Annotated in this window: 25 protein-coding genes; 1 reads left to right on the top strand and 24 read right to left on the bottom strand. The window is 65.7% G+C overall.

Annotation, left to right across the window (positions count from 1 at the left end):
* The 20 genes from ACWPW0_RS20320 to ACWPW0_RS20225 all read right to left on the bottom strand — a co-directional run bounded on the left by ACWPW0_RS20320 (nucleotide 1) and on the right by ACWPW0_RS20225 (nucleotide 18,360).
* Nucleotides 1-1,236, bottom strand: coding sequence for a beta-ketoacyl-ACP synthase (locus tag ACWPW0_RS20320; RefSeq protein ID WP_454256358.1), 1,236 nt, complete (start codon nucleotides 1,234-1,236; stop codon nucleotides 1-3).
* Nucleotides 1,236-1,964 (bottom strand): 3-oxoacyl-ACP reductase FabG, encoded by a 729-nt coding sequence (fabG, locus tag ACWPW0_RS20315; RefSeq protein WP_454256357.1) that lies wholly within the window; start codon nucleotides 1,962-1,964, stop codon nucleotides 1,236-1,238. The genes ACWPW0_RS20320 and fabG overlap by 1 nt, the downstream gene beginning before the upstream one ends.
* Nucleotides 1,961-2,413 carry an ApeP family dehydratase gene (locus tag ACWPW0_RS20310; protein ID WP_447594522.1) on the bottom strand — a complete coding sequence of 151 codons (453 nt, stop codon included), beginning with the start codon at nucleotides 2,411-2,413 and terminating at the stop codon, nucleotides 1,961-1,963. The genes fabG and ACWPW0_RS20310 overlap by 4 nt, the downstream gene beginning before the upstream one ends.
* Nucleotides 2,410-3,624 carry a beta-ketoacyl-[acyl-carrier-protein] synthase family protein gene (locus tag ACWPW0_RS20305; protein ID WP_454256356.1) on the bottom strand — a complete coding sequence of 405 codons (1,215 nt, stop codon included), beginning with the start codon at nucleotides 3,622-3,624 and terminating at the stop codon, nucleotides 2,410-2,412. The genes ACWPW0_RS20310 and ACWPW0_RS20305 overlap by 4 nt, the downstream gene beginning before the upstream one ends.
* The gene (locus ACWPW0_RS20300; protein ID WP_454256355.1) at nucleotides 3,624-4,121 is read right to left on the bottom strand and encodes a DUF3261 domain-containing protein; all 498 of its coding nucleotides are present in this window, start codon (nucleotides 4,119-4,121) and stop codon (nucleotides 3,624-3,626) included. Before ACWPW0_RS20300 ends, ACWPW0_RS20305 begins: the two co-directional genes overlap by 1 nt.
* The gene (locus ACWPW0_RS20295) at nucleotides 4,121-4,870 is read right to left on the bottom strand and encodes a class I SAM-dependent methyltransferase (protein WP_447594516.1); all 750 of its coding nucleotides are present in this window, start codon (nucleotides 4,868-4,870) and stop codon (nucleotides 4,121-4,123) included. Before ACWPW0_RS20295 ends, ACWPW0_RS20300 begins: the two co-directional genes overlap by 1 nt.
* Nucleotides 4,871-4,872: 2 nt before the next feature.
* Nucleotides 4,873-6,117, bottom strand: coding sequence for an NAD(P)/FAD-dependent oxidoreductase (locus tag ACWPW0_RS20290; RefSeq protein ID WP_454256354.1), 1,245 nt, complete (start codon nucleotides 6,115-6,117; stop codon nucleotides 4,873-4,875).
* The gene (locus ACWPW0_RS20285) at nucleotides 6,104-7,264 is read right to left on the bottom strand and encodes a sodium:proton antiporter (RefSeq protein WP_447594512.1); all 1,161 of its coding nucleotides are present in this window, start codon (nucleotides 7,262-7,264) and stop codon (nucleotides 6,104-6,106) included. The genes ACWPW0_RS20290 and ACWPW0_RS20285 overlap by 14 nt, the downstream gene beginning before the upstream one ends.
* Complete coding sequence (locus tag ACWPW0_RS20280) at nucleotides 7,261-9,603, bottom strand: MMPL family transporter (RefSeq protein ID WP_454256353.1); 2,343 nt, start codon at nucleotides 9,601-9,603, stop codon at nucleotides 7,261-7,263. The genes ACWPW0_RS20285 and ACWPW0_RS20280 overlap by 4 nt, the downstream gene beginning before the upstream one ends.
* The gene (locus ACWPW0_RS20275; protein ID WP_454256352.1) at nucleotides 9,587-10,195 is read right to left on the bottom strand and encodes an outer membrane lipoprotein carrier protein LolA; all 609 of its coding nucleotides are present in this window, start codon (nucleotides 10,193-10,195) and stop codon (nucleotides 9,587-9,589) included. Before ACWPW0_RS20275 ends, ACWPW0_RS20280 begins: the two co-directional genes overlap by 17 nt.
* Entirely contained in the window at nucleotides 10,192-10,617 is a 426-nt protein-coding gene (locus tag ACWPW0_RS20270; RefSeq protein WP_454256351.1) for an acyl-CoA thioesterase, read from the bottom strand. Before ACWPW0_RS20270 ends, ACWPW0_RS20275 begins: the two co-directional genes overlap by 4 nt.
* A 107-nt stretch (nucleotides 10,618-10,724) precedes the next feature.
* A complete protein-coding gene (locus tag ACWPW0_RS20265) occupies nucleotides 10,725-12,257 on the bottom strand; it encodes an HAL/PAL/TAL family ammonia-lyase (protein WP_454256350.1) in 1,533 nt (510 codons plus the stop codon).
* Nucleotides 12,247-13,185: an LpxL/LpxP family acyltransferase gene (locus ACWPW0_RS20260; protein ID WP_454256349.1), complete on the bottom strand. Its 939-nt coding sequence runs from the start codon at nucleotides 13,183-13,185 to the stop codon at nucleotides 12,247-12,249. The genes ACWPW0_RS20265 and ACWPW0_RS20260 overlap by 11 nt, the downstream gene beginning before the upstream one ends.
* Entirely contained in the window at nucleotides 13,182-13,916 is a 735-nt protein-coding gene (locus tag ACWPW0_RS20255) for a glycosyltransferase family 2 protein (protein ID WP_447594500.1), read from the bottom strand. Before ACWPW0_RS20255 ends, ACWPW0_RS20260 begins: the two co-directional genes overlap by 4 nt.
* A gap of 54 nt (nucleotides 13,917-13,970) precedes the next feature.
* The gene (locus tag ACWPW0_RS20250; protein ID WP_454256348.1) at nucleotides 13,971-15,791 is read right to left on the bottom strand and encodes an ApeI family dehydratase; all 1,821 of its coding nucleotides are present in this window, start codon (nucleotides 15,789-15,791) and stop codon (nucleotides 13,971-13,973) included.
* The gene (locus tag ACWPW0_RS20245; RefSeq protein ID WP_447594497.1) at nucleotides 15,788-16,345 is read right to left on the bottom strand and encodes a hypothetical protein; all 558 of its coding nucleotides are present in this window, start codon (nucleotides 16,343-16,345) and stop codon (nucleotides 15,788-15,790) included. Before ACWPW0_RS20245 ends, ACWPW0_RS20250 begins: the two co-directional genes overlap by 4 nt.
* A gap of 3 nt (nucleotides 16,346-16,348) precedes the next feature.
* A complete protein-coding gene (locus ACWPW0_RS20240) occupies nucleotides 16,349-16,609 on the bottom strand; it encodes an acyl carrier protein (protein WP_447594495.1) in 261 nt (86 codons plus the stop codon).
* Nucleotides 16,610-16,620: 11 nt separating this feature from the next.
* Nucleotides 16,621-16,881 carry a phosphopantetheine-binding protein gene (locus tag ACWPW0_RS20235; protein ID WP_447594493.1) on the bottom strand — a complete coding sequence of 87 codons (261 nt, stop codon included), beginning with the start codon at nucleotides 16,879-16,881 and terminating at the stop codon, nucleotides 16,621-16,623.
* On the bottom strand, nucleotides 16,856-17,671 hold the full coding sequence (locus ACWPW0_RS20230) for a lysophospholipid acyltransferase family protein (RefSeq protein WP_447594491.1): 816 nt from the start codon (nucleotides 17,669-17,671) through the stop codon (nucleotides 16,856-16,858). The genes ACWPW0_RS20235 and ACWPW0_RS20230 overlap by 26 nt, the downstream gene beginning before the upstream one ends.
* The gene (locus tag ACWPW0_RS20225) at nucleotides 17,644-18,360 is read right to left on the bottom strand and encodes a beta-ketoacyl synthase chain length factor (protein WP_454256347.1); all 717 of its coding nucleotides are present in this window, start codon (nucleotides 18,358-18,360) and stop codon (nucleotides 17,644-17,646) included. The genes ACWPW0_RS20230 and ACWPW0_RS20225 overlap by 28 nt, the downstream gene beginning before the upstream one ends.
* Before the next feature lie 286 nt (nucleotides 18,361-18,646).
* On the opposite strand from ACWPW0_RS20225, the gene ACWPW0_RS20220 reads away from it, so the two are divergent.
* Complete coding sequence (locus tag ACWPW0_RS20220) at nucleotides 18,647-19,414, top strand: ParA family protein (protein ID WP_447594488.1); 768 nt, start codon at nucleotides 18,647-18,649, stop codon at nucleotides 19,412-19,414.
* A 54-nt stretch (nucleotides 19,415-19,468) separates the two neighbouring features.
* Here ACWPW0_RS20220 and ACWPW0_RS20215 read toward each other — a convergent pair whose 3' ends face one another.
* The 4 genes from ACWPW0_RS20215 to ACWPW0_RS20200 all read right to left on the bottom strand — a co-directional run bounded on the left by ACWPW0_RS20215 (nucleotide 19,469) and on the right by ACWPW0_RS20200 (nucleotide 22,754).
* Complete coding sequence (locus tag ACWPW0_RS20215) at nucleotides 19,469-20,263, bottom strand: universal stress protein (protein ID WP_454256346.1); 795 nt, start codon at nucleotides 20,261-20,263, stop codon at nucleotides 19,469-19,471.
* Between the two features lie 119 nt (nucleotides 20,264-20,382).
* Entirely contained in the window at nucleotides 20,383-20,826 is a 444-nt protein-coding gene (locus tag ACWPW0_RS20210; RefSeq protein WP_454256345.1) for a PaaI family thioesterase, read from the bottom strand.
* 106 nt (nucleotides 20,827-20,932) lie between these two features.
* Nucleotides 20,933-21,370: a thioredoxin TrxC gene (gene trxC, locus ACWPW0_RS20205; protein WP_447594482.1), complete on the bottom strand. Its 438-nt coding sequence runs from the start codon at nucleotides 21,368-21,370 to the stop codon at nucleotides 20,933-20,935.
* Between the two features lie 106 nt (nucleotides 21,371-21,476).
* Nucleotides 21,477-22,754, bottom strand: a complete 1,278-nt coding sequence (locus ACWPW0_RS20200) for a bifunctional O-acetylhomoserine aminocarboxypropyltransferase/cysteine synthase (protein ID WP_447594480.1) — start codon at nucleotides 22,752-22,754, stop codon at nucleotides 21,477-21,479.
* Between the last annotated feature and the right edge of the window lie 105 nt (nucleotides 22,755-22,859).

Below are 22,859 nucleotides of genomic sequence, written 5' to 3'. Positions count from 1 at the left end.
TCAGATCCAGCGCCGGAATATCAGTGAGGTATTGACCCCACCGAAGGCGAAATTGTTGTTCATCACGTAGCGGTTGCTCATCTGCCGGAATTCACCACGCAGGTAATCCAGATCCCCGCAGGCTGGATCGAGATCGTCCAGATTGAGGGTGTATACATAGTGGCCACTGTTCATCATCTCGATGCTGAACCACGACTCTAGCGCGCCGCAGGCGCCCAGGGTGTGACCGAGGAAGCTCTTCTGCGAGCTGATTGGCATGCGCGGTCCGAACAGGCTGCTGGTGGCCTGGCTTTCGGCGACATCGCCCTGCTCGGTGGCAGTACCGTGGCCGTTGACGTAGCCGATGGCATCCGGTGTCAGGCCGGCATCGGCCAGGGCCAGTTCCATCGCCCCGCGCATGGTCACCTGCTCCGGTTTGGTCGCGTGGATGCCGTCCGAATTGCAGCCGAAGCCGACAATCTCGGCGTGGATGGTCGCGCCGCGTGCCAGCGCGTGTTCCAGCTCCTCGAGCACCAGGATGCCGGCGCCTTCGCCAATCACCAGGCCGTCGCGGCCGCTGTCGTAGGGGCGCGGTGAGGTGTGTGGCGCATCGTTCTTCAGGCTGGTGGCATAGAGCGCGTCGAACACCATGGCCTCAGTCGGGCAGAGCTCTTCGGCACCGCCGGCCAGCATCATTTTCAGGCGGCCGAACTTGATCGCCTCGTAGGCATAGCCGATGCCCTGGCTGCCGCTGGTGCAGGCGCTGGAGGTGGGAATCAGGCGACCCTTGAGGCCGAAGAAGATGCTGATATTGGCCGCCGTGGTGTGCGGCATCATGCGGATGTAGGAGTTGGCATTCAGGCCGTCGGCCACCGAATTCAGCAACATGTTGCCGAACGCCTTGATCTCCTCGGTGCTGCCCGTGGACGAACCGCAGGCGACGCCCATGCGCCCGTCCTGAATGCGCTCGTCACCGAGCAGGCCGGCATGCTCCAGCGCGCGCTCGGCAGCGTACACGGCGAGCTTGGAAACCCGGCCCATGCTGCGTGTCTGCTTGCGGCTCCAGTGCTTGGGCGCGACGAAGTCGTCCACCGGGCCACCCAGGCGGGTGTTCAGCTCGGTGAAACGGTCCCACTCATCCATACGGCGGATACCACTCTTGCCGGCCCGGAAGTTGGCCTCGATGGTGGGCCAGTCACTGCCCAGCGATGTCACGCCGGCCATGCCGGTGACCACGACTCGTTTGAACCCGCTCATCAGCACAGCCCGCCATTTACAGCGAGGACCTGGCGAGTGATATACCCCGCCTCCTCGGACATCAGAAAATTCACCGCACCGGCCACTTCGTCCGGGGTGCCCATGCGGGCTGCCGGGACCATCTTGAGGATCTCCTCCACCGGCACCAGTTCGTCGAGGATTTCGGTATCGATGAGGCCGGGCGCCACGCAGTTGACGGTGATCTTGCGTTTGCCCAGCTCGATGGCCAGGGCCTTGGCAGCGCCGATCACGCCGGCCTTGGAGGCGCTGTAGTTGACCTGGCCACGGTTGCCGATCAGGCCGGAAACCGAGGTGATGCAGACGATACGCCCGGGTTTGCGCCGGCGGATCATCGGCATGCACAGCGGATGCAGGACGTTGTAGAAACCATCGAGGTTGGTGCGCAGCACGCTGTCCCAGTCGTCCTCGGTCAAGGCCGGGAAGGCGCCGTCACGGGTCAGGCCGGCATTGCAGACGACGCCGTAGTAAGCGCCGTGCTGCTCGATGTCGGCCTCCAGGGCTTCGCGGCTGGCGGCGCGGTCGGACACGTCGAACTGCAGGATGCGCGCCTGCTTGCCAAGGGCGAGGATCTCGGCCTGTACCGCTTCGGCCTCATCGCGGCGGGAGCGGCAGTGCAGCACGATATCGAAGCCGGCCCGCGCCAGGCGCAGGGCGATGGCGCGGCCGATGCCACGGCTGGAGCCGGTTACCAGAATCGGGTCACTCATACGTCGGGTTCCTGTAGATAGCTGGCCACCTGCGGCGGGCGAAACACGTTGAGGCGGGCGAAGGCTTCGATGCCGGGGCCACAGAGCTGGCATTCGAACACGCCCATGCCGTTGTCGTCCTGCAGCGAGCGTACCGCCTTGATCTGCAGATCGGCACCTGCCGGGAAGCGTTCGACATTGCACTGGAAGTTGCGTGTGCCGAGGAGGAAGCCCAGCTCCACCGGTTGCTCGGCCTGGCGTGCGTGGCACCCGGCGTAGGCGGCCACGCTCTGCGCCATGATCTCGATGCCGACCCAGGCTGGCAGGCTGCCATCGGCCTGGCTGAACAGGCCGCCGGGGCGCACCTGCAGGCAGGTTTCCACGGTCTCGTCATCGAAGCGCAGCACTTCATCGAGCAGGATCATGTCGCCAGCGTGTGGCAGCAATTGGGCGATGGGCCACAGGCTCATGGCACGTCTCCGATGATCAGGCTCAGGTTGCTGCCACCGAAGGCGAACGAGTTGCTCATCAGGCGCCGGCCCTGGGCGCGGTGCAGGCGAGTGTCCGCGTCCACCAGGGGCAGCCTGGGCAGGGTCGGGTCGGCCTGGCCGTCCCACAGGTGCGGGGGCAGCAGGCCGTCGGGGTTGTATGGGCTCAGGCTCAGCCAGCAGAAGGCGGCTTCCAGCGCGCCGGCTGCGCCCAGGGTGTGGCCGGTCAGCGGCTTGGTCGAGGAGCAGGCCACGCCCTGTGGGAACAGTGCCTGCACGGCCAGGCTTTCCATGGCGTCGTTGTGCTGGGTGGCAGTGCCGTGCAGGTTCAGGTAGTCGATCTCTTGCGCTGCGACGTTTGCGCTGGCCAGCGCCTTGCGCATGGCCACCTGGGCGCCGGCACCAGTCGGTTCCGGAGCGGAAATATGGTGGGCGTCGGAGCTGGCTCCGCCACCCAGCAGGGCGATGGAGGAGGCGTTCGCCACGGGCTCTTTCGTCATCACGAACAGCGCGGCGCCTTCGCCGATATTGATGCCGTGACGGTTGGCCGAGAACGGGTTGCAGCGTTCCGCGCTGATCGCGTCCAGTGCCGAGAAGCCGTTCAGGGTCAGGCGACACAGGCTGTCCACGCCGCCACACAGCACGGCGTCGCACAGCCCTTGCTGCAGCAGGCGATGGGCACTGAGCAGGGCGCGGGCGCTGGACGTGCAAGCGGTGGACAGGCTGTATACCGGGCCGCTGAGGCCAAGCCAGTCGGCGAGGAAGCTGGCCGGGGCGCCCAGTTCCTGCTGGCGGTAGTGGTAATGCGCGGGCAATTCGCCGTCGTTGACGTAGGCGGCGATGCTCAGGCTGGCCTCGTGGATGCCCGAGGTGCTGGTGCCGAGTACCACGCCGACCCGGCCTGCGCCGTAGCGGGCAATGGCGGCCCGAATGTCGTCTTCGATCTGCAGAGCGGCGGCCAGCAACAGCTGATTGTTGCGGCTGTGTGGCTGGTCCAGCCCGCTGGGCAGTTCGGGCAGCTCGCCGCGCACGGCACCGACGGTCAGCTCGCGGTCGTCGACCCAGCCCGACTCGGCGCGCATGCCCGAGGCATCGCCGGCGAACAGGGCGTCGGCCACGGCTTGCTTGCCCTGGCCGAGGGCGCAGAGCAGACCGAGTGCGTTGAGATAGCTGGGCTGGCGAGAGCTGGGCATCAGGAGCCGTCTTCCGAGGTCAGTGCGGTCACCCGGTAGGTCAGGGCGTCCGTGGTGTACAGGGTGAAATCCAGCGGCGCACGATAATCGATGCGCCACTGTGGTGCGAGTTGGCGCTGACCTGCGGTGAGCTGCCAACTGCCGGCCGGGTAGCGGGTGGCGAGTTGCGCGTCGGGCGTCAGGGCGAACAGCAGGGCGGCAAACAGTTCGCGGGCCTCGCTGTTGGGCGGCAGCAGGCCGTCATTGTGCCAGGCGCCGGCCTCCAGCAACTGGCGGGACAGCGGCATGCCCAGCGGGTCGAGCAGCGACCAGCGCAATGCGCCGCCTTCGGCCTGCAACACCAGCAACCAGTCACGCTGCTCGCCGGCCTGCTCACGCTGGATGTGCAGGGTCAGCGGCAGCGCGGCGACCAGCGTCGGCGTCGTGTCGGGCAGCGGCGTGCGCGCGGCGCAGGCGCCGAGCAGCAGACACAGGCCGAGCAGGCAGGCGCGCCACATCAGGCGTGCTGCTCCGGTTTGCGTACGGCGGCATTGACCAGGGTTTCATCGCGCTGGCCAACCGGCTTGGCCTTGCAGATTCCCCAGCGTTCGAGCAGGCCGAAGTCTGTCGAGCGACTCCACCACAGGTACGGATAGGAGACGTTGCGCTCGCTGAACGCGAAGCCCTGGTCGCGCAGCATGGCCAGGTACTCGTCGGCGGATTTCTGCACGTGCATCGGATGGCGGAACAGCCAACGGATGACCCAGGTGTCGATGTAGAACTTGGTCGACTCGGCGAACAGCAACAGGCCACCGGGCTTGAGCACACGCCAGAACTCGGCCAGGGCCTTTTCCTGCTCGACCAGGTGGTGGAAGGTCTGGTGGCAGAACAGGATGTCGACGCTGGCGTCTTGCAGGTCGATGGCGGCGCAGTCACTGGCGATCAGTTGCACGTCCAGGCCCAGGCGCTCGGCTTCGGCACGCGAGCAGTCGAGGCTGTGTGGGTCGGCGTCCAGGCCGATCATGCGCGCTGGCTTGAAGGCCTCGGCGAGCAGGCCGAAGGACTTGCCCTGGCCGCAGCCGGCATCCAGCAGCACCGGCTCGACCGGCAGCGGGCCGTCGATCAGGCCGCGCAGGTCGTTGATCGCCACACGCAGGACGTGGTGCTGCCAGACATGGCTCTGCAGGAACCAGAAGCCGAAGCCGGTTTCCTCGACATAGGTGTTGGATACCGGGGCGTTGGATGCCGGGGTGGTGGGCGAGCTCATGGTCAGTCCTGTGCGCAGAGTTCGGCGAGCACGCGCAAGCGGCGCTTGGGCTCGGCGACATAGGGGTTCTTTTCGTCCCAGGCGTAGCCGGCGAGGATCGAGCTGATCATGCGGCGGATATCGTCCGAGGCATGCTCGTAATAGATCACGTCCTGGAAGGAACCGTCGTACCAGCCTTCGACGTACACGCGGAAGGTGTCCACGCCGCGCTTGAGCGGGATGGCGAACGCGTTCTCCCAGTCCACCACCTCGCCGCTGAGCTGGCGGTGCAGCAGGCCGGCGGCCATGCTCGCCGAGCGCATGGCGATGGTCACGCCGGAGCTGAACACTGGGTCGAGGAATTCGGCGGCGTTGCCCAGCAGGGCATAGCCCGGGCCGTGCAGGCGCGTGACGTTGGCGGAATAGCCATTGATCTCGCGGGCCGGGGTATCCCATACCGCGTTCTTCAGCACCTTGGCCAGGCTCGGGGTTTCGGCGACGAAGCGCTTGAGGTTGGCGTCCAGATCGGTCTCGCGACCTTCATGATGCTTGGCATCCGCCACCACACCCAGCGAGCAGCGGCCGTTGCTGAACGGGATGGTCCAGAACCACACGTCACGCATTTCAGGGTGAGTGGTGATGAGGATTTTCTCGCGGTCGAAGGCCGGGTCGTCGATGCGGTCTTCGATGTGGGTGAATACCGCGCGGCGCACCGGGAAGGTCGACGGCAGTTCGAGGTCGAGCAGGCGCGGCAGGACGCGGCCATAGCCGCTGCCATCGAGGACGAACGTGCACTCGACCTGGTACTCATGGCCGTCGGCCAGGCGGCGCACGCTCAGGCGTGGACGCTCACTGGCGAAGTCGGCAGCGATGATTTCTTCCTCGTAGCGGATTTCCACGCCCTGGCGCTCGGCTTCATCGGCCAGCACCTTGTCGAAATCGGCACGCTGCACCTGGTAGGTGGAGTCCTTGCCGGGGGTGAATTTCTCGCGGAAGTCGAACTCGGTGTAGCGCTCGTTCCAGGCGAAGGCTGCGCCATGCTTGGTCTGGAAACCAGCGGCCTTGACCGCGTCGAGCATGCCGGCTTCTTCGACGAAGTCCAGGCAGTGCGACAGCAGGCTTTCACCGATGGAGAAGCGCGGGAAGCGCTGGCGCTCGAGCACCAGCACATCGTGGCCATTGCGCTTGAGCAGAGCGGCGGCGATGGCGCCCGACGGGCCGGCACCGATGACTACGACCTGACGTTGTTCTACTTCAAGAGACTTCATAGCGGTTTTTAGCCTCGTTCATGGCGTTGAGGGTGGGGCGCTTGCCGAGCAGGGCCGGCAGTAGCGTGGAAAACAGGCTCATCAGCAACAGGCTGAAGTACACCAGCGAGTCGATCAGCTGCAGTTGCAGGAGCAGGTTGAGGAAGACGATTTCGGTCAGGCCGCGAATGTTCAGCAACAGGCTTTCCTGCCACTTGATCTGGCTCGAAGCGGCCGGGTCGGCCCAGTGCAGGCCCAGCCAGCTGCCGACTACCTTGCTCACCACTGGCAGCACCAGCAGGGCGCCAAGGTAGAGCCAGGAGTACTGTTCGCCAACGCCGTGGAAGTCCACGCGCAGCACGCCGCAGGTGAGGATCAGCGGTACGGCCAGGCCGTTGAGCAACAGCTTCCAGTGACGCTCCGGCAACGGCAGGCGGAACGGCTGGCCAAGCCAGGCCAGGCACAGCATGTAGGCGATGCCAAACACCAGGGCGTTGAGCTTGAGTTGCTGGAACAGCAGCATCAGGGCGAAGAACGGCAGGCTGTAGAACAGGCCGTGGCGCAGGCGCAACACCTTGTGCAGCACCAGCGGCAGGCCGGCGGCCAGCAGCGGCCAGAGCAGGCTGGCCGGGTGGCTGCTGCCCTGGGCCAGGCCGAACAGGCTCCAGCACATGAAGTCCATGAGGATCGCCGCGTGTAGCAGGCGCTTGGTCGCGGCTGCCGGGTAGCCGATGCTCTGCAGGAACAGGTACAGCACCGGGATCGCGGTGATCGAGAACAGCAGGCCGATGCCCACCGAACTCAGCCAGCTACGCTCGCCGGGCAACAGCCAGACCGAGCAGGCCAGGCCAGCGAGCAGCGGCACGAGGAAGCTCGGCAGGGCGATCTTCAGGCTGGCGGCGTTGATCTCCAGGTCGATCACATCGCTGAGGATGTAACCCAGCAGCAGGGCAAAGCACAGGCTGTAGAGCAGGTTCAGCCAGCCGGGGGCGAGCAGGTCGCCGGCGCTCAGTTGCCAGTGTGGCTCGACCCAGGCCAGCAGCAGGACGGGGATCGCCAGGCTGGCCACCAGCAACTGGCCGACGATGGGGATCAGTCGACGGCCGCCGACGATGGCGACCAGGGCATAGATGAGCAGGGCCAGCAGCCAGAAGCCGATGACGGTCATGGACGTACTCCCGTGCCGGACGGTTCCGGCTCCTTGTGCTGGGCGCCTGCCCAGGGTGACAGCAGGAAACTGAAAGTCAGGCCGATGCTGATGGTCAGCCCGAAATTGCTCACGGCGGGCGTGCTGGAGAGGGCCAGTACGCCGAAGGACAGCCAGGTGGTCAGTGCCGCCAGCAGTGTGCCGAGCAGGCTGGTGGCGGCACCACCGACCCGTTCACGCATGAGAATCGCGTAGTCCACGCCGATGGCCGTGACCAGCAGCAGGCCGAACAGGCTGAACAGGGTCAGCGGCTGTCCCAGCCAGCCGAGGCAGGCGAGGCTGGCCAGGGCGGCGAGCAGCGAGACGGCGAGAATCCGGGCGGCGCCACGCGGGCCGAAGGGCACGCACAGCACGACGAAGATCAGCAGGCAGGACAGCAGCTTGAGCTCGGCAGCGCTGACCTGGGTCGCGGCGAACAGACGGTTCAACTCGCCCAGGCGGTCGATCAGCTTCACCCCAGGCAGGCCGTCGGCCTGGGCGGCCAGCAGGCTGGTGTCGCTGAGGCCCTGCAGGCTGATCAGTCCCGTGGTTTCTCCTTGTGTGCTACCCAGCCACAGCGGGCGCCAGGCCTCACTGAGCGGGCCTTGCAGGACCTGGTCGATGCCGAGAATCGGCGCCGCCTGCAGGGCTGCGACTTCCTGCAGCACGGTGTCGCGGCTGACGCCCAGTGCCAGTAGCGGCTGGCTGGCCTCGACGAGGCGTGGCAGGGCGGCCTGCATGGCCCGCTGCGCGCTGGGTGGGGCGATGATCTGGCTCAGGCTCAGGTAGCTCTTCAGCTTGCCGTCGGCGACCAGCTTGTCCAGACGCTCGCTGAGCTGCTGCTGGCGCTGGAGCAACTGCTCTTCATCGGCGGCGCGAACCAGGAAAAACTGGCTGGTGGGCTGCACCCCGACGATTCGGCTGACGGCGAGGGACTGTTCCAGCAACTCGGGCGGCGTACTGGCCCATTGGCGCAGGTCGTCCTTGAGCGACAGCTGGGCCGCACCACCGGCGCAGAACAGCAGGAACAGCAGCAGTAGCCAGGGCGTGGGCACGCGGCGCAGCAGCGCCTCGCGCCAGACCAGCAAGCGCTGGGCCACACGGTGCGGGCCAGGCCAGGGTACGATCGGCGCCCGGCCGAGCAGGCTGGGCAGCAGGCACACCGAGCACAGGTAGGCGCCCAGCAGACCGGCTGCGGAGAAGATCGCCACTTGGGTCAGCGCCGGGAAGGGCGTGAAGGCGAGGGCCAGGTAGCCGATGACATTGGTCAGCAGGCCCAGGCTCAGGCCGAGCAGGGTCGCGTGCAGCGCCCGCCAGCTGTTCCAGGGTTGTAGGGTCCAGCTTTTCGATAGCAGGTGCAGCGGGTAGTCGATGGCCACGCCGATCAGGCTGGCACCGAGCACCAGGGTCATCACGTGGACATGGCCGAACACCGCCACGCAGGCAGTCAACCCGGCCAACACACCGACGGCGGCCGGGAGAAAGGCCAGCAGCACGCGCACGCGGCGGAACACCAGCAACATCAGCAGCAGTGCGCCGATGCTGGCAACGCTGCCCATCAGGCTCATCTCGCGCGTGGCTTGGCGCTGGCCATAGGCGGAGAACAGCAGGCCGCTGCTGGCGATGAACTCGCCGCCTTGCGCCTCGACATCCTTGCGCGCCTGGGCGACCAGGTCGTCCACCACCAGCGGCAGGTTGCCGTCGAAGGCATCGGCGGTGGTGCGGGCGTGGAGGAAGGCCCAGGTCTTGCCATCGCGCTCGGCCAGCAGCGCACCGCTGAGGTCGAGCTGCATGTTGTGATCGTTCGGCAGGCCTTTTTCGATCAGGGCGCTCAGGCCCAGCCAGTCTTGTTCGGTATTGACCAGGCCGCGACTGCGGAACGGATCGAACAGGTCCTGGGCGCGGCGCTCCATGAACGCCTGCGGGTCGTCGATCAGTTGCTGACGGTCCTTTCTGGGCAGCAGCGCCAGGCGGTCATCGAGCAGTTGCTGGCGGAATCCGTCCAGATCGAGTTCGACATCCCACTGCACCTTCTCGAAGGATTTCTCCTGCTTCCAGCGCTGGCCCACTTCGGCGGCCAGGCGCAGTGCCTGCTGGCGGTCCGGGTGGCTGATCAGCACTACTAACTCGCGGTTGAGCGGCTCCTGCATGCGCTGTTCGGCACTGCGCTCCAGTGCATCCGGGGCGCTGCTCGGCACCAGCTCCAGCAGGTTGGCGCTGACCGGCGGGCCATTGCGCCACTGCCAGCCGGCGGCGGCGAGCAACAGGATGAGGGCGAGGCTGAACAGCCAGGGACCCCAGCGTTCAATCGGCGAAGTCATGCTGCTCCGTGTCGCTGAGAGGCTGGTCGGTCTGGTTGTCGCTCAGGCGCATCACGGTGCTGTCGCCCTGGGTTTCCAGCAGTTCGATGCGCTGCACCAGGGCGCCGCCGGAGATGCGGATGCGGGTGAAAATCTGCTTGAGCAGGACGCCGCGCGGAGTCAGCTCAAGTTGCCAGGCCTCGGCCGTGCCGCTGAGGCTCGGCTCGAAGTCCTGGCGCAGGCCCGTGCTGTCCCCTTTGAGTACCGCGAGGAACAGGCGGCTCTGCTGCGCCGTGGCGTTCTGTTGGGCGACCAGTTGCCAGCCCTGTGGCGTGCGCCGGGCAATGCCATTGCCGTTGATGCGGTAGTCCTGCTGCAGGGGTGACTGCAGCAGCCAGAGCAGGCCGTGTTCCTTGGCCAGGACGAAACGGCCCTTGCTGGTCAGTGGCTGCGGCAGGGAGCGCAGGTGTTTTTCCTGGACGAAGTCGCCATGGATCACCTCGGCCTTGCCCAGTTGCGCACTCAGTTGGTCGAGGTCGAAGGCCTGCGCCGCGGTGGTCAGTACCAGGCCCATGTGCAGGCACAGCAGCAAGGCGGCGCGACGCAGGTTCATACCAGCACCTTCTCGACCGCGTCGACGAACACCCGGGGCGAAGCCAGCAGCATTTCCCGGCTGGCGATATCCACGGCCACCTGCACGCTGCTGCCACGGGTCATGCGCTCACCGGTGGTGGCGTCGCTGATCAGGTAGTGGATCTTCAGGCGGTTTTCCCACTCGATCAGGTCGGCGCTGATGCGAATGGTCTGGCCGAACTCGGCGCCACGGATATAGCGCGCCTGCAGGTCGATGATCGGCCACGCATAACCGGCTTCACGCATCTGCCGGTAGTTGTGGCCGATGCGGTCGAGCAGGGCGCAGCGGGCGACCTCGAAGTACTTGATGTAATGGCCATGCCAGACGACGTCCATCGAATCGACATCGAAGAACGGCACGACCATTTCGATTTCGGCCTGCAGGACACCTTTGCTACGCATGGGAATTAGCCTTCGTCAGGTGGCGATGGAGCGCTATACCGCTTGTGGGAACGCGCCATGCACGCGACGCATGGGCATGGCCTGTTCCCACGAGAAGGCAGGTGGTCCTACGCATACAGCCTCCAGGCCTGGGCACGGATGCGCTCCAGGCACAGGCGCAGTTCACCTTCCAGGCCACGGTCTTCGATCAGCGGCGGGAAGTCCGTGGCGAGCTGGTCATGCATGCTGGCCAGTGGGGCGGGCAGGTCGCGCTTGCCGTCGCGCAGGCGCAGCCACACGCCCTGGTTGGCGGCCAGCAGGGTGGCGGCGGCGACCTGCTCGGTCAGCTCCAGGCTGCGCAGGGCGTCGCGTGCGGCAATGGTGCCCATGCTCACCTTGTCCTGGTTGTGGCATTCGGTGGAGCGCGAGAACACGCTGGCCGGCATGGTGTTCTTCAGGGCTTCGGCGGTCCAGGCGCTGGTGCCGATCTGCACGGCCTTGAAGCCGTGGTTGATCATCGCCGTCTCGGCTGGCGCACCGGACAGGTTGCTCGGCAGGCCGTGGTTGTAGCGCACGTCGACCAGCAGGGCGAGCTGGCGGTCGAGCAGGTCGGCGACATTGCCGACCAGGTTCTTCAGGCTGTCCATGGCGAAGGCGATGTGGCCGCCGTAGAAATGCCCGCCGTGCAGCACGCGTTCTGCCTCGGCATCGATCAGCGGGTTGTCGTTGGCGCTGTTCAGTTCGGTTTCGATGAACTGACGCAGCAGGCCCAGGCTGTCGGCCAGCACGCCGAGCACATGCGGGGCGCAGCGCAGCGAGTAGCGGTCCTGCAGGCGGTGCAGCGGTGCGGTCGGCGCATTGATCGCCAGGTCCTGGCGCAGCCAGGCGGCCACCTGCATCTGCCCTGGGTGCGGCTTGGCGGCGAACAGGCGCTCGTCGAAGTGTTCCGGGTTGCCTTCCAGCGCCACCACGTTGAGCGCGGTGATGCGCGTGGCCAGCTTGAGCAGGTAGTCGGCGCGCGAATAGGCCAGGCAGGCCAGGGCCGTCATCACGGCGGTGCCGTTCATCAGCGCCAGCGCTTCTTTCGGGCGCAGGGTTAGGGGCGTCCAGCCCAGTTCGGCGTGAACATCGGCGGCGCTGCGGCGCTCGCCCTTGTACAGGACGTCGCGCTCACCGCTGAGGGTGGCGGCGACGTAGGACAGCGGCGTCAGGTCGCCACTGGCACCGACCGAGCCTTCTTCCGGGATCAGCGGCAGCACGTCATGGTCGAGGAAGGCCTGGATACGCTCCAGCAGCTCCACGCGCACTCCGGAGACGCCGTAGCACAGCGACTGCAGGCGCGCCGCGAGAACGGCGCGGGTGCTGGCCTCGTCGAGCAGCTTGCCCAGGCCGCAGCCGTGGAAGGTGAACAGGTGTTTGGGCAGTGCCTCGACCTGATGCAACGGCACAGCCACCACGCAGGAGTCGCCGTAGCCGGTGGTGACGCCGTAGATCACGCCTTCCTTGTCCAGCAGGGTGTCGAGGAAGCGCGCGCCCTTGGCGATCTTCTCACGGTAGGCGTCGTCGTCCTGCAGGTGCGCACGGGCCTGGCGCTGGGACAGGACCACGACCTGTTCGATGCTGAGGTGGGCTTCACCGAAAACGATGGGATTAGTCGTCATGCTCGTTCCAGAACGGGTAGAAGTTGAACCATTGCAGCGGAGCGTCCAGGCAGCGTTGGCCCAGGCGTTCGGCGTAGCGTTGTACCCAGTCGCGGATCACCGCGTCCCGCTCACTGCGCTTCCACTGGATGCGCTCGGCGAAGGGTTCGATGATCACGTGATAGCGGCCATCGATTTTCAGGCAATTCATCAGGCTTACCCGGCATTGCAGCAAGCCGGCCAGCAGCCACGGCCCTTGCGGAAAAGCCGCCGGGCGACCGAGGAAGTCCACGCTGACGTTGCGTCCGCCGTGCAGCGGCACGCGGTCGCCGGCAATCGCCAGCCATTCGCCCCGTTCCAGACGCTCGGACAATTGCAGCATGGTCGCCGGGTTCAGCTCACTGACCTGGATCAGGCGCAGGTGCGTGGCACCGGCTTCACCGAGCAGGCGGTTGAACTGTTCGGCATGTTTGGTGTGCACCAGGACGTTCATCTGCACTTTCTCGCCCAGCTCGGCGAGGGCGCGGCAGACTTCGAGGTTGCCCAGGTGGGCGGCCACCAGCATCTGTCCACGGCCCTGGCGATGCAACTGCCCGCGCACGTCTTGCGGGTCGACCAGCTTCACCTGCTCCAGGCCGAGCTTGCCGTTCCACACATCGAGCTTGTCGAGCAGGGTGTCGGCGAAGCACATGAACTGGCGGAACACCGAACGACGGCTGGGACGCAGGTCGTGGCGCCCGCTCCAGGTCGCCAGGTTGTGCTGGTAGTGCCAGATGCTGCGGCGCGCCTGGCGGCCGCAGACGAAGAAGTACAGGACGATGGCATACAGCAGCGGGCTCAGGGCGCGACGACCGAGCAGGCGCACGGCACTGGCGGTGAATTTCATCAGCACGAAGCTGCCGCGCTCGCGCTGGCCGGCCCAGTGCTGGCCCTGGCTGCGACCATTCATCCGAGCCACCGTCGCCAGAGAATGGCAGGGAAGCGCAGGAGCATGCCGAAGAACAGCTTGGCGTGCATGGTCGAGATCAGCGCGTTATCGTGCAGCAGGCGAAAATGCGAGAGGCCATCGAGCGGGTAGTGCACCTTGGTCGGCAGCCAGACCATCGGTTGGTTGCGCCAGGCCAGGCGCACGAGGATTTCCGGGTCGAAATCCATGCGCCTGCCCAGGTCGGTCGAGTCGATCAGCGCCACGCTGGCGGCCAGTGGATAGACGCGGAAACCGCACATGGCATCGCGGATCTGCAGCGACAGGCTGTTGATCCATACCCAGACGTGAGTCAGGTAGCGTGCGTACAGGCGGCTTTTCGGCACGCTGGCGTCGTATTGCGGGTAGCCGCAGATCAGCGCCAGCGGGTGTGCCTGCGAGGTGCTGATGAAGGTGGCGACATCGTCCAGGTCGTGCTGGCCGTCGGCATCCACCTGCAGCGCATGGCTGAAGCCCAGGTGCGCTGCTTCACGCAGGCCGGCCATGACCGCGCCGCCTTTGCCCTGGTTGACCGTGAGCCGTACCAGGTAGGTGTCCGGCTCGGCGGCCAGTTGGTCGATGACGGCGGCGCACGCGGCGCTGGAGGCGTCGTCGACCAGCACGCAGGGCAGGCCGGCGACACGCAATGCCGCGACCACCACGGGCAGCGCGTGCTCGTGGTTGTACACCGGGATCACCGCGCAGGGCTTATGCATGGCCAGGTTCCAGGCGGATGCCAGGCACGAGCAGTGAGCAGGCCGGCACCATGCTCATTGCGCCGCCCCCAGCAGAATGCGCCCGGAGGAGCAGGGCGCCTCTCCATTGCGGAAGGCGAAGTAGAGTTTGCCGCGCTCGGCGTCGAAGCGCAGGCTCAGTTGCAAGCGGTCGCCGGGGCGCACCAGTTGCTGGAACTTGAGCACTTCCATGCCGGCGAAGCGGGCAGGCAGGTCCGCGATGTAACGCCGGGCCAGTTGTTGCGCCCAGTCGATCTGGACCACCCCGGGCAAGACCGGTGTGCGCGGGAAGTGCCCGGTGAAGTGGGCCAGGTCCAGCGGCACGTCGAGTTCCAGTTGCCATTCCTGCTCGTGCTGCACGGCAGACAGCGGCTCGACCTGGGTCGGCCGTGGTGCGGCAACCAGCGTATCGACCGTGGCCTGAGCCAGCTTGCCCTGGCTGCTGTAGGGCAGCTCGGCGACCAGGCGCCAGCGGCGCGGCAGGGCGATGGTTTCGCAGTGCCCGGTAAGTTGCTGGCGCAAGGTATCGGTAACGCTGCGGCGGCCCTGGTTGCGCAGGGCATGGATGCCGGCGGGGCTGAGGGCGACCAGGCCACCGAGAAAGGCGCGGCCTTCCTGGATCATGCCCAGGCGTGCATCGCTGACCCACTCATGTTGAGTCAGCACCTGCTCGAGCATGGGCAGGGAAATACGTTTTTCTTCCAGTTTGACGATGCGGTCCAGGCGCCCGCGCAGCACGAAGCGGCCGTCTGCAGCGATCTGCGCGGCGTCGGCGGTCTGTTCGACATGGCCGGCGGGCAGGTAGGGCGAGGTCAGGCGCAGGGCACCTTCTTCGTTCAGCGTCACGGCTACATCAGCGAACGGCTGCCACTGCTCGCCACCCTGGCGCCAGGCGATACCACCGGTTTCCGAGCTGCCATAGATTTCCGTTGGCCACTGGCCGAGCTGGTCGTGCAGCAGCCGGGCGGCGTCTGCCGGCAGGGCGCCGCCGGAGGAAAATACCCGGCGCACCTGACGCAGGGCGTTCCAGTCCAGATTGTCGCCCATGCGTTTGAGCAAGGCCGGGCTCGCTACCCAGGCAACGCCAGGGGCACTGGAAGCTACTGCGCTCGATGCTGCTGCGTTGAGAAGCGGCTCGGCCTGCTCATTTACGGCTTGTAAACTGCGCGGCATCGCCGTTTCTCGCCTTGCATCCTCTTCGCTCGCTACGCTTCCACCACCCCTGGTAATTGCCAGGCTCTCGCGCTGCAAATCCTCGGGGAACGGCACGGCACGGCGCAGGAAGGGCCGGCCCGCGCACAGCGGCCACAGCACCCGGAACAGCAGGCCATAGATATGTTGCGCGGCGACACTGCCGATCAGTGTGGCGTTGCCCAGTTCGGCGCCCCAGAGTTGCTCCAGGGCGTTCACCTCGTTGGCCATCTGGCGCAAGGTCTTGTCGATCAGTTTGGCTTCGCCACTGGAACCGGAGGTGCACAGCGTCAACCAGCACTGGTCGAGATCCAGCGGGGCTGCCATCAGAGGGGCTGCCGTCAGCGGGGCCGCGTTGCCAGGCACGTCATCGATGCTGTCGAGCCAGAGGTCACATTGCGCGGCGAGGCGCTGGCGGGTGTGCGGCTGGGCGTCGGCCGGTAGCAATACATGCACGCCGGCACGCCAGGCACCCAGCAGGGCAATGGCCAGTTCGCCGGTGTCTTCCAGGTGCAGGGCCAGGCGTTTGACTTGGCGCGCTTGCAAGGCACCCGCCAGGGCGAGGGCCTGTTGGCACAGCGCTGCATGGTCGAGGGCAGGGGCCTGGGTTACCGGGCGGCCGGATTGAGGGGCGAGCAGCAGGTGCTCGAGGCTTATCCAGTTCATGCCAGTTCCTTTGCTTGTCGCCGTACGCGTCGGCGGGTCAGCCATTCACCGGCGAACAGCAGGCCGATCAGCAGGTAGGAGATCAGCCCGGTATACAGGGTCCACCAGCTCAGGGGCGCCCAGAAATTGAGGGCAGTGACCACCAGGCCGTTGGCGAGGAAAAACAGCGCCCAGACCCAGGTCACCTTGCGCGTGTAGCGCACGGCAATGGGCGGCAGGTCCGGGTCGTGCAGACGGGCCATGCGCTCGGCGAGCGGCGGGCCGTAGATCAGGCTGAGTCCGAACACCAGGAGCAACATGACGTTGAGCAAGGCTGGGTACCAGCGCAGCAGCGCCGGCTCGCCGGCCAGGCCAAGCAGCAGGCAGAACGCCAGGGCTGCCGCCGCCATCCACAGGCTGCCCGGCTGGCGCCACTGGCTCAGGGCGCGGGCCAGCCACAGCCCGCCGAGCAAGGCGGCGAACAGGCGCGGCGACAGGTGCTCCATGCCGTAATACACGGCAAACGGATAGAGCAGCCCGGCAGCGATCAGCAGCAGGCCCAGCAGGCGGCTCATGGCTCAGTCTTGGACAGGCGCATTGACCACCTGCAGGACCGCCTCGACCACGTCGCCGACCGTGCGCACCGCCTTGAATTCCTCGGCGGCGATTTTCTTGCCGGTCTGGCGCTTGATGTGGTCGATCAGGTCGACGGCGTCGATGCTGTCGATTTCCAGATCTTCATAGAGGTTGGCCTGCAGGGTCACGCGCTCGGCATCCAGCTCGAACAGCTCGACCAGCGCATCGCGCAGGGTGGCGAAAATCTCTTCACGGGTTTGCATGGCGGGCGTCCTCAAGCGGCCTGTTTCGCAGCAACGAAGGCCGCCAGGCTGGCCACGTTGGCGAAGTGCTGACGGGTGTCCTTGGCGTCGGCGTCGATCTTGATGCCAAAGCGCTTCTGGATCGCCAGGCCCAACTCGAGTGCGTCCACCGAGTCCAGGCCCAGGCCTTCGCCGAACAGGGTGAGGTCGGCGGCGATGTCTTCGGCCGCCATATCTTCAAGGCCGAGGGCCTCGATGATCAGGTTTTTAATTTCCAGCTGCAGATCGCTCATCTTTTGCGAGCTCCTTCATGAAGTGTTGATGCAGATGCTCATTGAGTTTGCGCGACGCTATCGGGAGTGGCGCCTGCGCGGTGTAGTGTCCCGGGTCGATATCCTCGCCGACCCGCAGGCGGAAGTGGAAACGACGCGACGGAATGCTGTACCAGGGTTCGGCCTTGGTCAGCGTGGTTGGCGTCACGCTGATCACGACCGGGGTCACCACCTTGGCGCCGCGCACGGCAATTGCCGCTGCGCCCCGGTGGAATTCCGGGTTGTGGCCCGGTGTGGTGCGGGTGCCTTCCGGGAAGATCACCAGCGTTTGCCCGTCTTGCAGCGCCCCTGCTGCTTCGTCGAGCATGTCCATGCTGCCGCTGTTGCTGATATAGCCGGCGGCGCGAATCGGCCCGCGCATGCAGGGATTGTCCCACAGGCTCTGCTTGACCACGCAGTTGGCATCACGAATGAAGGCGATCAGCACCACTACATCGATCAGAGACGGGTGGTTGGCAATCACCATCTGCCCGGGGCGGCCAAGGCGCTCGATGCCTTCGACCTCGTAGGTCAGCACGCCGGTGCGGAACATGAACTGGACGAACTGGCGGAACGTCCAGCTCACCGTGGCCCGTGCGCGGCGGCGGTGCGTTTGTGCGTCGCCGGGTAGCAGGGCCAGCAGCGGGAATACCAGGATGCGCAGCAGGACGCCGCCAATGCCGAACAGGCTGAAGCTGGCTGCGGTCGCGATCAGGCGCCACCAGTAGGGCGCACTGCGCTGGCTCAGGCCTTGTCGAGTGACCAGTTCCATTGCCGATTCTTCCAGTGATGTTGCAGGGAGGTCTGTCCGCCACTCAGCGCACGGACCAGGTTCAGGGCATGCGGCCATTCGCTGCGCGGCCCGCTGCCGGTTTGCAGTTGCACCTTCCAGTCGGTTCCCGGGGTCAGCAGCAGGGCGACCGCATAGGAAAAGGGCACGTCATCGATAAAGGGGGCGTAGAGCGCAGGCGGCGTTTCTTCGGCGACGACCAGTAGCACGGCCGGAGCGCCTTCGCCAAGCAGAGTGACGGCTTCCAGCAGGCCCTGCTCCAGGCCATCAGCTTCGCCCGCCAGGGCGGTCATCTCGCTGGTGTCGCCGCGCTGGATCGACCACAGGCCGATGATTGCGTTGTGCACCGACAGGCTGAACTGGGTCGGAGAAAGCGGCTCGTTGCGCGCCAGATCGCTGAGGATCGCCAGGGTGCGCGGTGTTTCGCCATGGCGGCTGACGAAGACCATGGGCAGGTGGGGGTGCTGTTCAGCCAGCGGCCAGGCAACGTGAAAGGCCATTCGCGCCAGGCGACTGAGGCGGCGGCGCTGCATGGCGGGAAGGAAGCTGACATCGGGCTGCTCGCCATTGTCGACGAGGCGCACAGGCGCTTGCTGCCAGGTCCGCCAGTCGTCCGGGCCGTCCAAGCCAGGGGCCCACGCACGCCATGTGTCGATATTGAAATGTGTCACGCGGCGAACTCTTCCCGGCCTCTTTGGCCTTCCTTGTCTACAACGACTCCCCTGGCAGGCAAGGTATGCGGCAGGGGCTATGGCGAGGAGGTGGCATTATCCAGACCGTACGGGGTGGGTGCAAATCTTGATACACATTGCCCGGACGGGAGGTCTTGAAGGTTTTGTCGATTTTCTCGCCCTTGTCATGCGCTTTGCATAGAATCGCCTCACATTTGTGGCTTAAACCGGTCCATAACCTGGCATTTCTCGCCAGATAGCGACAGGTTCTTCAGGGAGGTGCGACATGCGGCGAGTGGTTTTCAACCAGAAAGGCGGGGTGGGCAAGTCGAGCATCGCCTGCAACCTGGCAGCGGTCAGCGCGGCCGAGGGGTATCGAACCCTGCTGATCGACCTCGACGCCCAGGCCAACTCGACCCACTACCTGACAGGCCTCACCGGTGACGACATCCCGGTGGGCATCGCCGACTTCTTCAAACAGACGCTGTCGTCCTTTAACAAGAAGGGCACCGTCGATATCTACGAAACCCCGTTCGACAACCTGCACGTGGTCACCGCGACGGCCGAACTGGCCGACCTGCAACCCAAGCTCGAGCAGAAACACAAGATCAACAAGCTGCGCAAACTGCTCGAAGACCTCAGCGAAGACTACGAGCGGATCTACCTGGATACGCCGCCTGCGCTGAACTTCTATACGGTTTCTGCGCTGATTGCTGCTGATCGCGTGCTGATTCCCTTCGATTGCGACAGTTTCTCCCGCCAGGCGCTATACGGGCTGCTGCGCGAGATCGAAGAGCTCAAGGCTGATCACAACGAGGATCTGGAAGTCGAGGGCATCGTGGTCAACCAGTTCCAGCCGCGCGCCTCGTTGCCGCAGCAGCTGCTGGATGAGCTGGTCGCCGAGGGGTTGCCGGTACTGCCGGTCAACCTGATGAGTTCGGTGAAGATGCGCGAGTCGCATCAGGCATGCGTGCCGCTGATCTTCCTGGACCGCAGTCACAAGCTGACGCAGCAGTTCGTCGAGCTGCACAACCTGCTGGAAGAGCGCGGCTGAACAAGCACGGATGAAAAAAGGGCGCCTGCAGGCGCCCTTTTTTATTCGGGTGGATTAACGCACCACGAACACGTCGCAAGGCGCCTTGTGCAGGAAGTGCTGGGCCAGGCTGCCGAGCAAGGCCTGCGACAGGGCACTGCGACCATGGCTGCCGAGGACCAGCAGTTGCGGCTGCCGTTGGCTGAGGCTCTGCTGCAGGGTGTGCAGCAGGCCGCCCTGATGCACCGCATGGCTCAGCGTCGGGCCATTGGCGGGCAGATGACGGGTTTCATCTTCGATCAACTGGTCGATCAGGGCTTTCTGCGTCGCCAGTTGGGTGTCGGCATGGCCGAGGTTCTTGGCGGTCTCGAATACGTGCACGGCGTGGATGTTCGCGCCTTCCGGCAGCAGGCGGCTGGCATGGTTGAGCGCCGTGCAGGCACACAACGAGAAGTCCAGCGCCGAGAGCGCCGAGTTGTAGGCCTGGTCTTCGTCACGTGCGACCAGCAGCAGCGGTACCGGGCAGCGCCGGGCGATGCGGTCGAGGCTGGTGCCGGAGAACAGTTCGTGGCGCTGGTGATGGGCGCCAAGTACCAGCAGGTCGGCGCCGAGCAGTTGCACCTGCTCGAGTACCGCCTCAGCCGGTTTGCCCTGGCACAGGCGCAGTTCGCTGCCGCTGGGTGCGAACTGGGTCAGGCTGTTGTCCAGCTGCTGCTGGACCTTTTCCTGTTCGGCCTGGGTCAGTCGGCTGTCGAGAACATGCAGCAGTGTGAGGCGAGCCTTGTGCTGGCGGGCGAGTTGGGCAGCCCGGCGCAGTGCCGGATCGGCAGTGCTGCGCAGGTCATGGGCAATGAGAATGTGCTTGATCATTATTGTGTCCTCTGCGCCGCGAGGGGCGCGGGGCGTGAAACCTCTGGGGTGCTTATTTGACTCCGTTAGTTTGACTTCATTAGATAGCCCGGCTTTTGATCCGCAGCAAGTTCCACACATCAGTGTTTGCGTAATTGATACACGCCTCTACTTTCCGCAACGATTTCCCCGCTGGTATCGCGCAATTGCAATTCCAGCAGGTACTCGGCCTTGCCGTCCTGTTCGGCCTGTTGCTGGATGCGCTCGATATCTTCGGCGCTCAGGCGGGCTTCGACGGTGACGTCGCTGGTGGCGGGGCGCCGAAAACGCAGGTTCATTTCCTTGATGATCGGGTAGAAGCGCTGGGCATCGAAGCTGGTGAGGAACAACGCGCCACCGGGAATCTCGGCGAGGGTGAACAGTGCGCCTGCGTAGGCGGTGCCGATATGGTTCTCGTTGCCTGCCAGGGGGATGTGCAGGCGCACGTAGCCGGCTTCGAGCGCGTCGGCCTTCAGCCCCATGCGTTTGACGAAGGCGATCTTTTCTTCGGTGAACAGGCGGGCCATTTCGAGGGGGAGTGGCATGTCGGGCTCCTGGGTAGGGGAAGCCCTCAGCCTAGCCGGCTGTCCGCCGGGCACAATGACCGGGCGGCTCGCCAGCGCTGACCAATCCGCTCATGCAGCGTGGGTGTCAGGCAATGCCCTGGTTGCGTAGCCAGCCCAGCAGCTGTGGCAGGGGCAGGGCGCCGCTTTGCCGGGCGACCTCGATCCCGCCCTTGAACAGGATCAGGCTGGGGATGGAGCGAATGCCGAGCTGCGTGGACAGTTGCGGGTTGGCTTCGCTGTCCAGCTTGCCCAGGCGACAGCGCCCCTGCAGTTGAGCGGCGGCTTGTTCGAAGGTCGGCGCAAAGCTGCGGCAGGGGCCACACCAGCTTGCCCATACATCCACCAGCAATGGCAGGTCGCCCTTGAGCTGGCTGGCAAAGCCGGCCTGGTTCAGGTCGAAGGGTTTACCCGGCAGCACCTCTTGCTTGCAGCGTCCACAGCGTGGCGCATCACCCAGGCGTTGCGCCGGAATGCGATTGAGGCCGCCGCAATGGGCGCAGGGAATCAGCAGGGGTTCGCTCATGATCGTCTCCTTGTGTTCCTGCAAGGTGGAGGCGGGCACGGCGCGCAATGAGGGCGTGACACCGTGCGGACGCTAGTGGGCATTCACACGGTGTCTCCGTTAAGGCCTACTGCGCAGCAGCCTGCAGCGCTTGCGCCAGGTCGGCGAGGATGTCGTCGCTGTGCTCGATACCGATCGACAGGCGCACCATGTCACGTGGCACGCCAGCCTTTTCCAGCTCTTCGTCGTTGAGCTGGCGATGGGTGGTCGAAGCCGGGTGGCAGGCCAGCGACTTGGCGTCACCGATGTTGACCAGGCGCACGACCAGCTTGAGCGCGTCGATGAAGCGCGCGCCGGCTTCCTGGCCGCCCTTGATGCCGAACGACAGGATGGCGGCTGGCTTGCCGCCGGTGTAGCGGACAGCCAATGCATGCTCCGGGTGATCCGCCAGGCCGGCGTATTTGACCCAGGCCACCTGCGGGTGCTGTTGCAGGTATTCAGCGACCTTGAGGGCGTTGTCGCAGTGGCGCTCCATGCGCAGGGCCAGGGTTTCCAGGCCTTGCAGGATGAGGAAGGCGTTGAATGGTGATAGCGCGGCACCGGTGTTGCGCAATGGCACCACGCGGCAGCGACCGATAAAGGCCGCCGGGCCGAAGGCGTCGGTATAGGTCACGCCGTGGTACGACGGGTCCGGGGTGTTGAGCAGCGGGAAGCGCGCCTTGTTGTCGGCCCAGGGGAATTTGCCGGAGTCGACCACGATGCCGCCGATGCTGGTGCCGTGGCCGCCGATGTATTTGGTCAGCGAGTGCACGACGATGTCGGCGCCGTGTTCGAACGGGCGGCAGAGGATCGGCGTGGCCACGGTGTTGTCGACGATCAGCGGCACGCCATGGCGGTGGGCGGCGTCGGCCAGGGCCTGGATGTCGATGACGTTGCCGGCCGGGTTGCCGATGGACTCGCAGAACACCGCCTTGGTGCGCTCGTCGATCAGCGCTTCGAGGGCGGCGATGTCATCGTGCGGGGCGAAGCGCGTCTGGATGCCGAAGCGCGGCAGGGTGTGGGCCAGCAGGTTGTAGGTGCCGCCGTAGAGCTTGGCCACCGAGACGATGTTGTCACCGGCCTCGGCGACGGTCTGGATGGCGTAGGTGATGGCGGCCATGCCGGAGGCCACGGCCAGCGCGCCGACTCCGCCTTCCAGGGCAGCGACGCGCTGTTCGAGCACGTCGTTGGTGGGGTTCATGATGCGCGTATAGATGTTGCCGGCGACCTTCAGGTCGAACAGGTCGGCACCATGCTGGGTGTCATCGAAGGCATAGGAGCTGGTCTGGTAGATCGGCACCGCGACGGCCTTGGTGGTGGGGTCAGGGCTGTAGCCGGCGTGGATGGCCAGAGTTTCCAGTTTCATGCGAACGTTCCTTCAGGGCAGGTGTGAAGGGTCGCAGCATGGGCAGAGCGTCGCGCCGGGTCAATGCGCTGGAGCAACGAAACGCCCACTCTTTTAGAACAAGGC

The organism is Pseudomonas sp. Marseille-Q8238 (assembly GCF_965111915.1).
The sequence above is the reverse complement of the archived record's forward strand: the minus strand, read 5'-3'. Positions and strand labels throughout refer to the sequence as shown.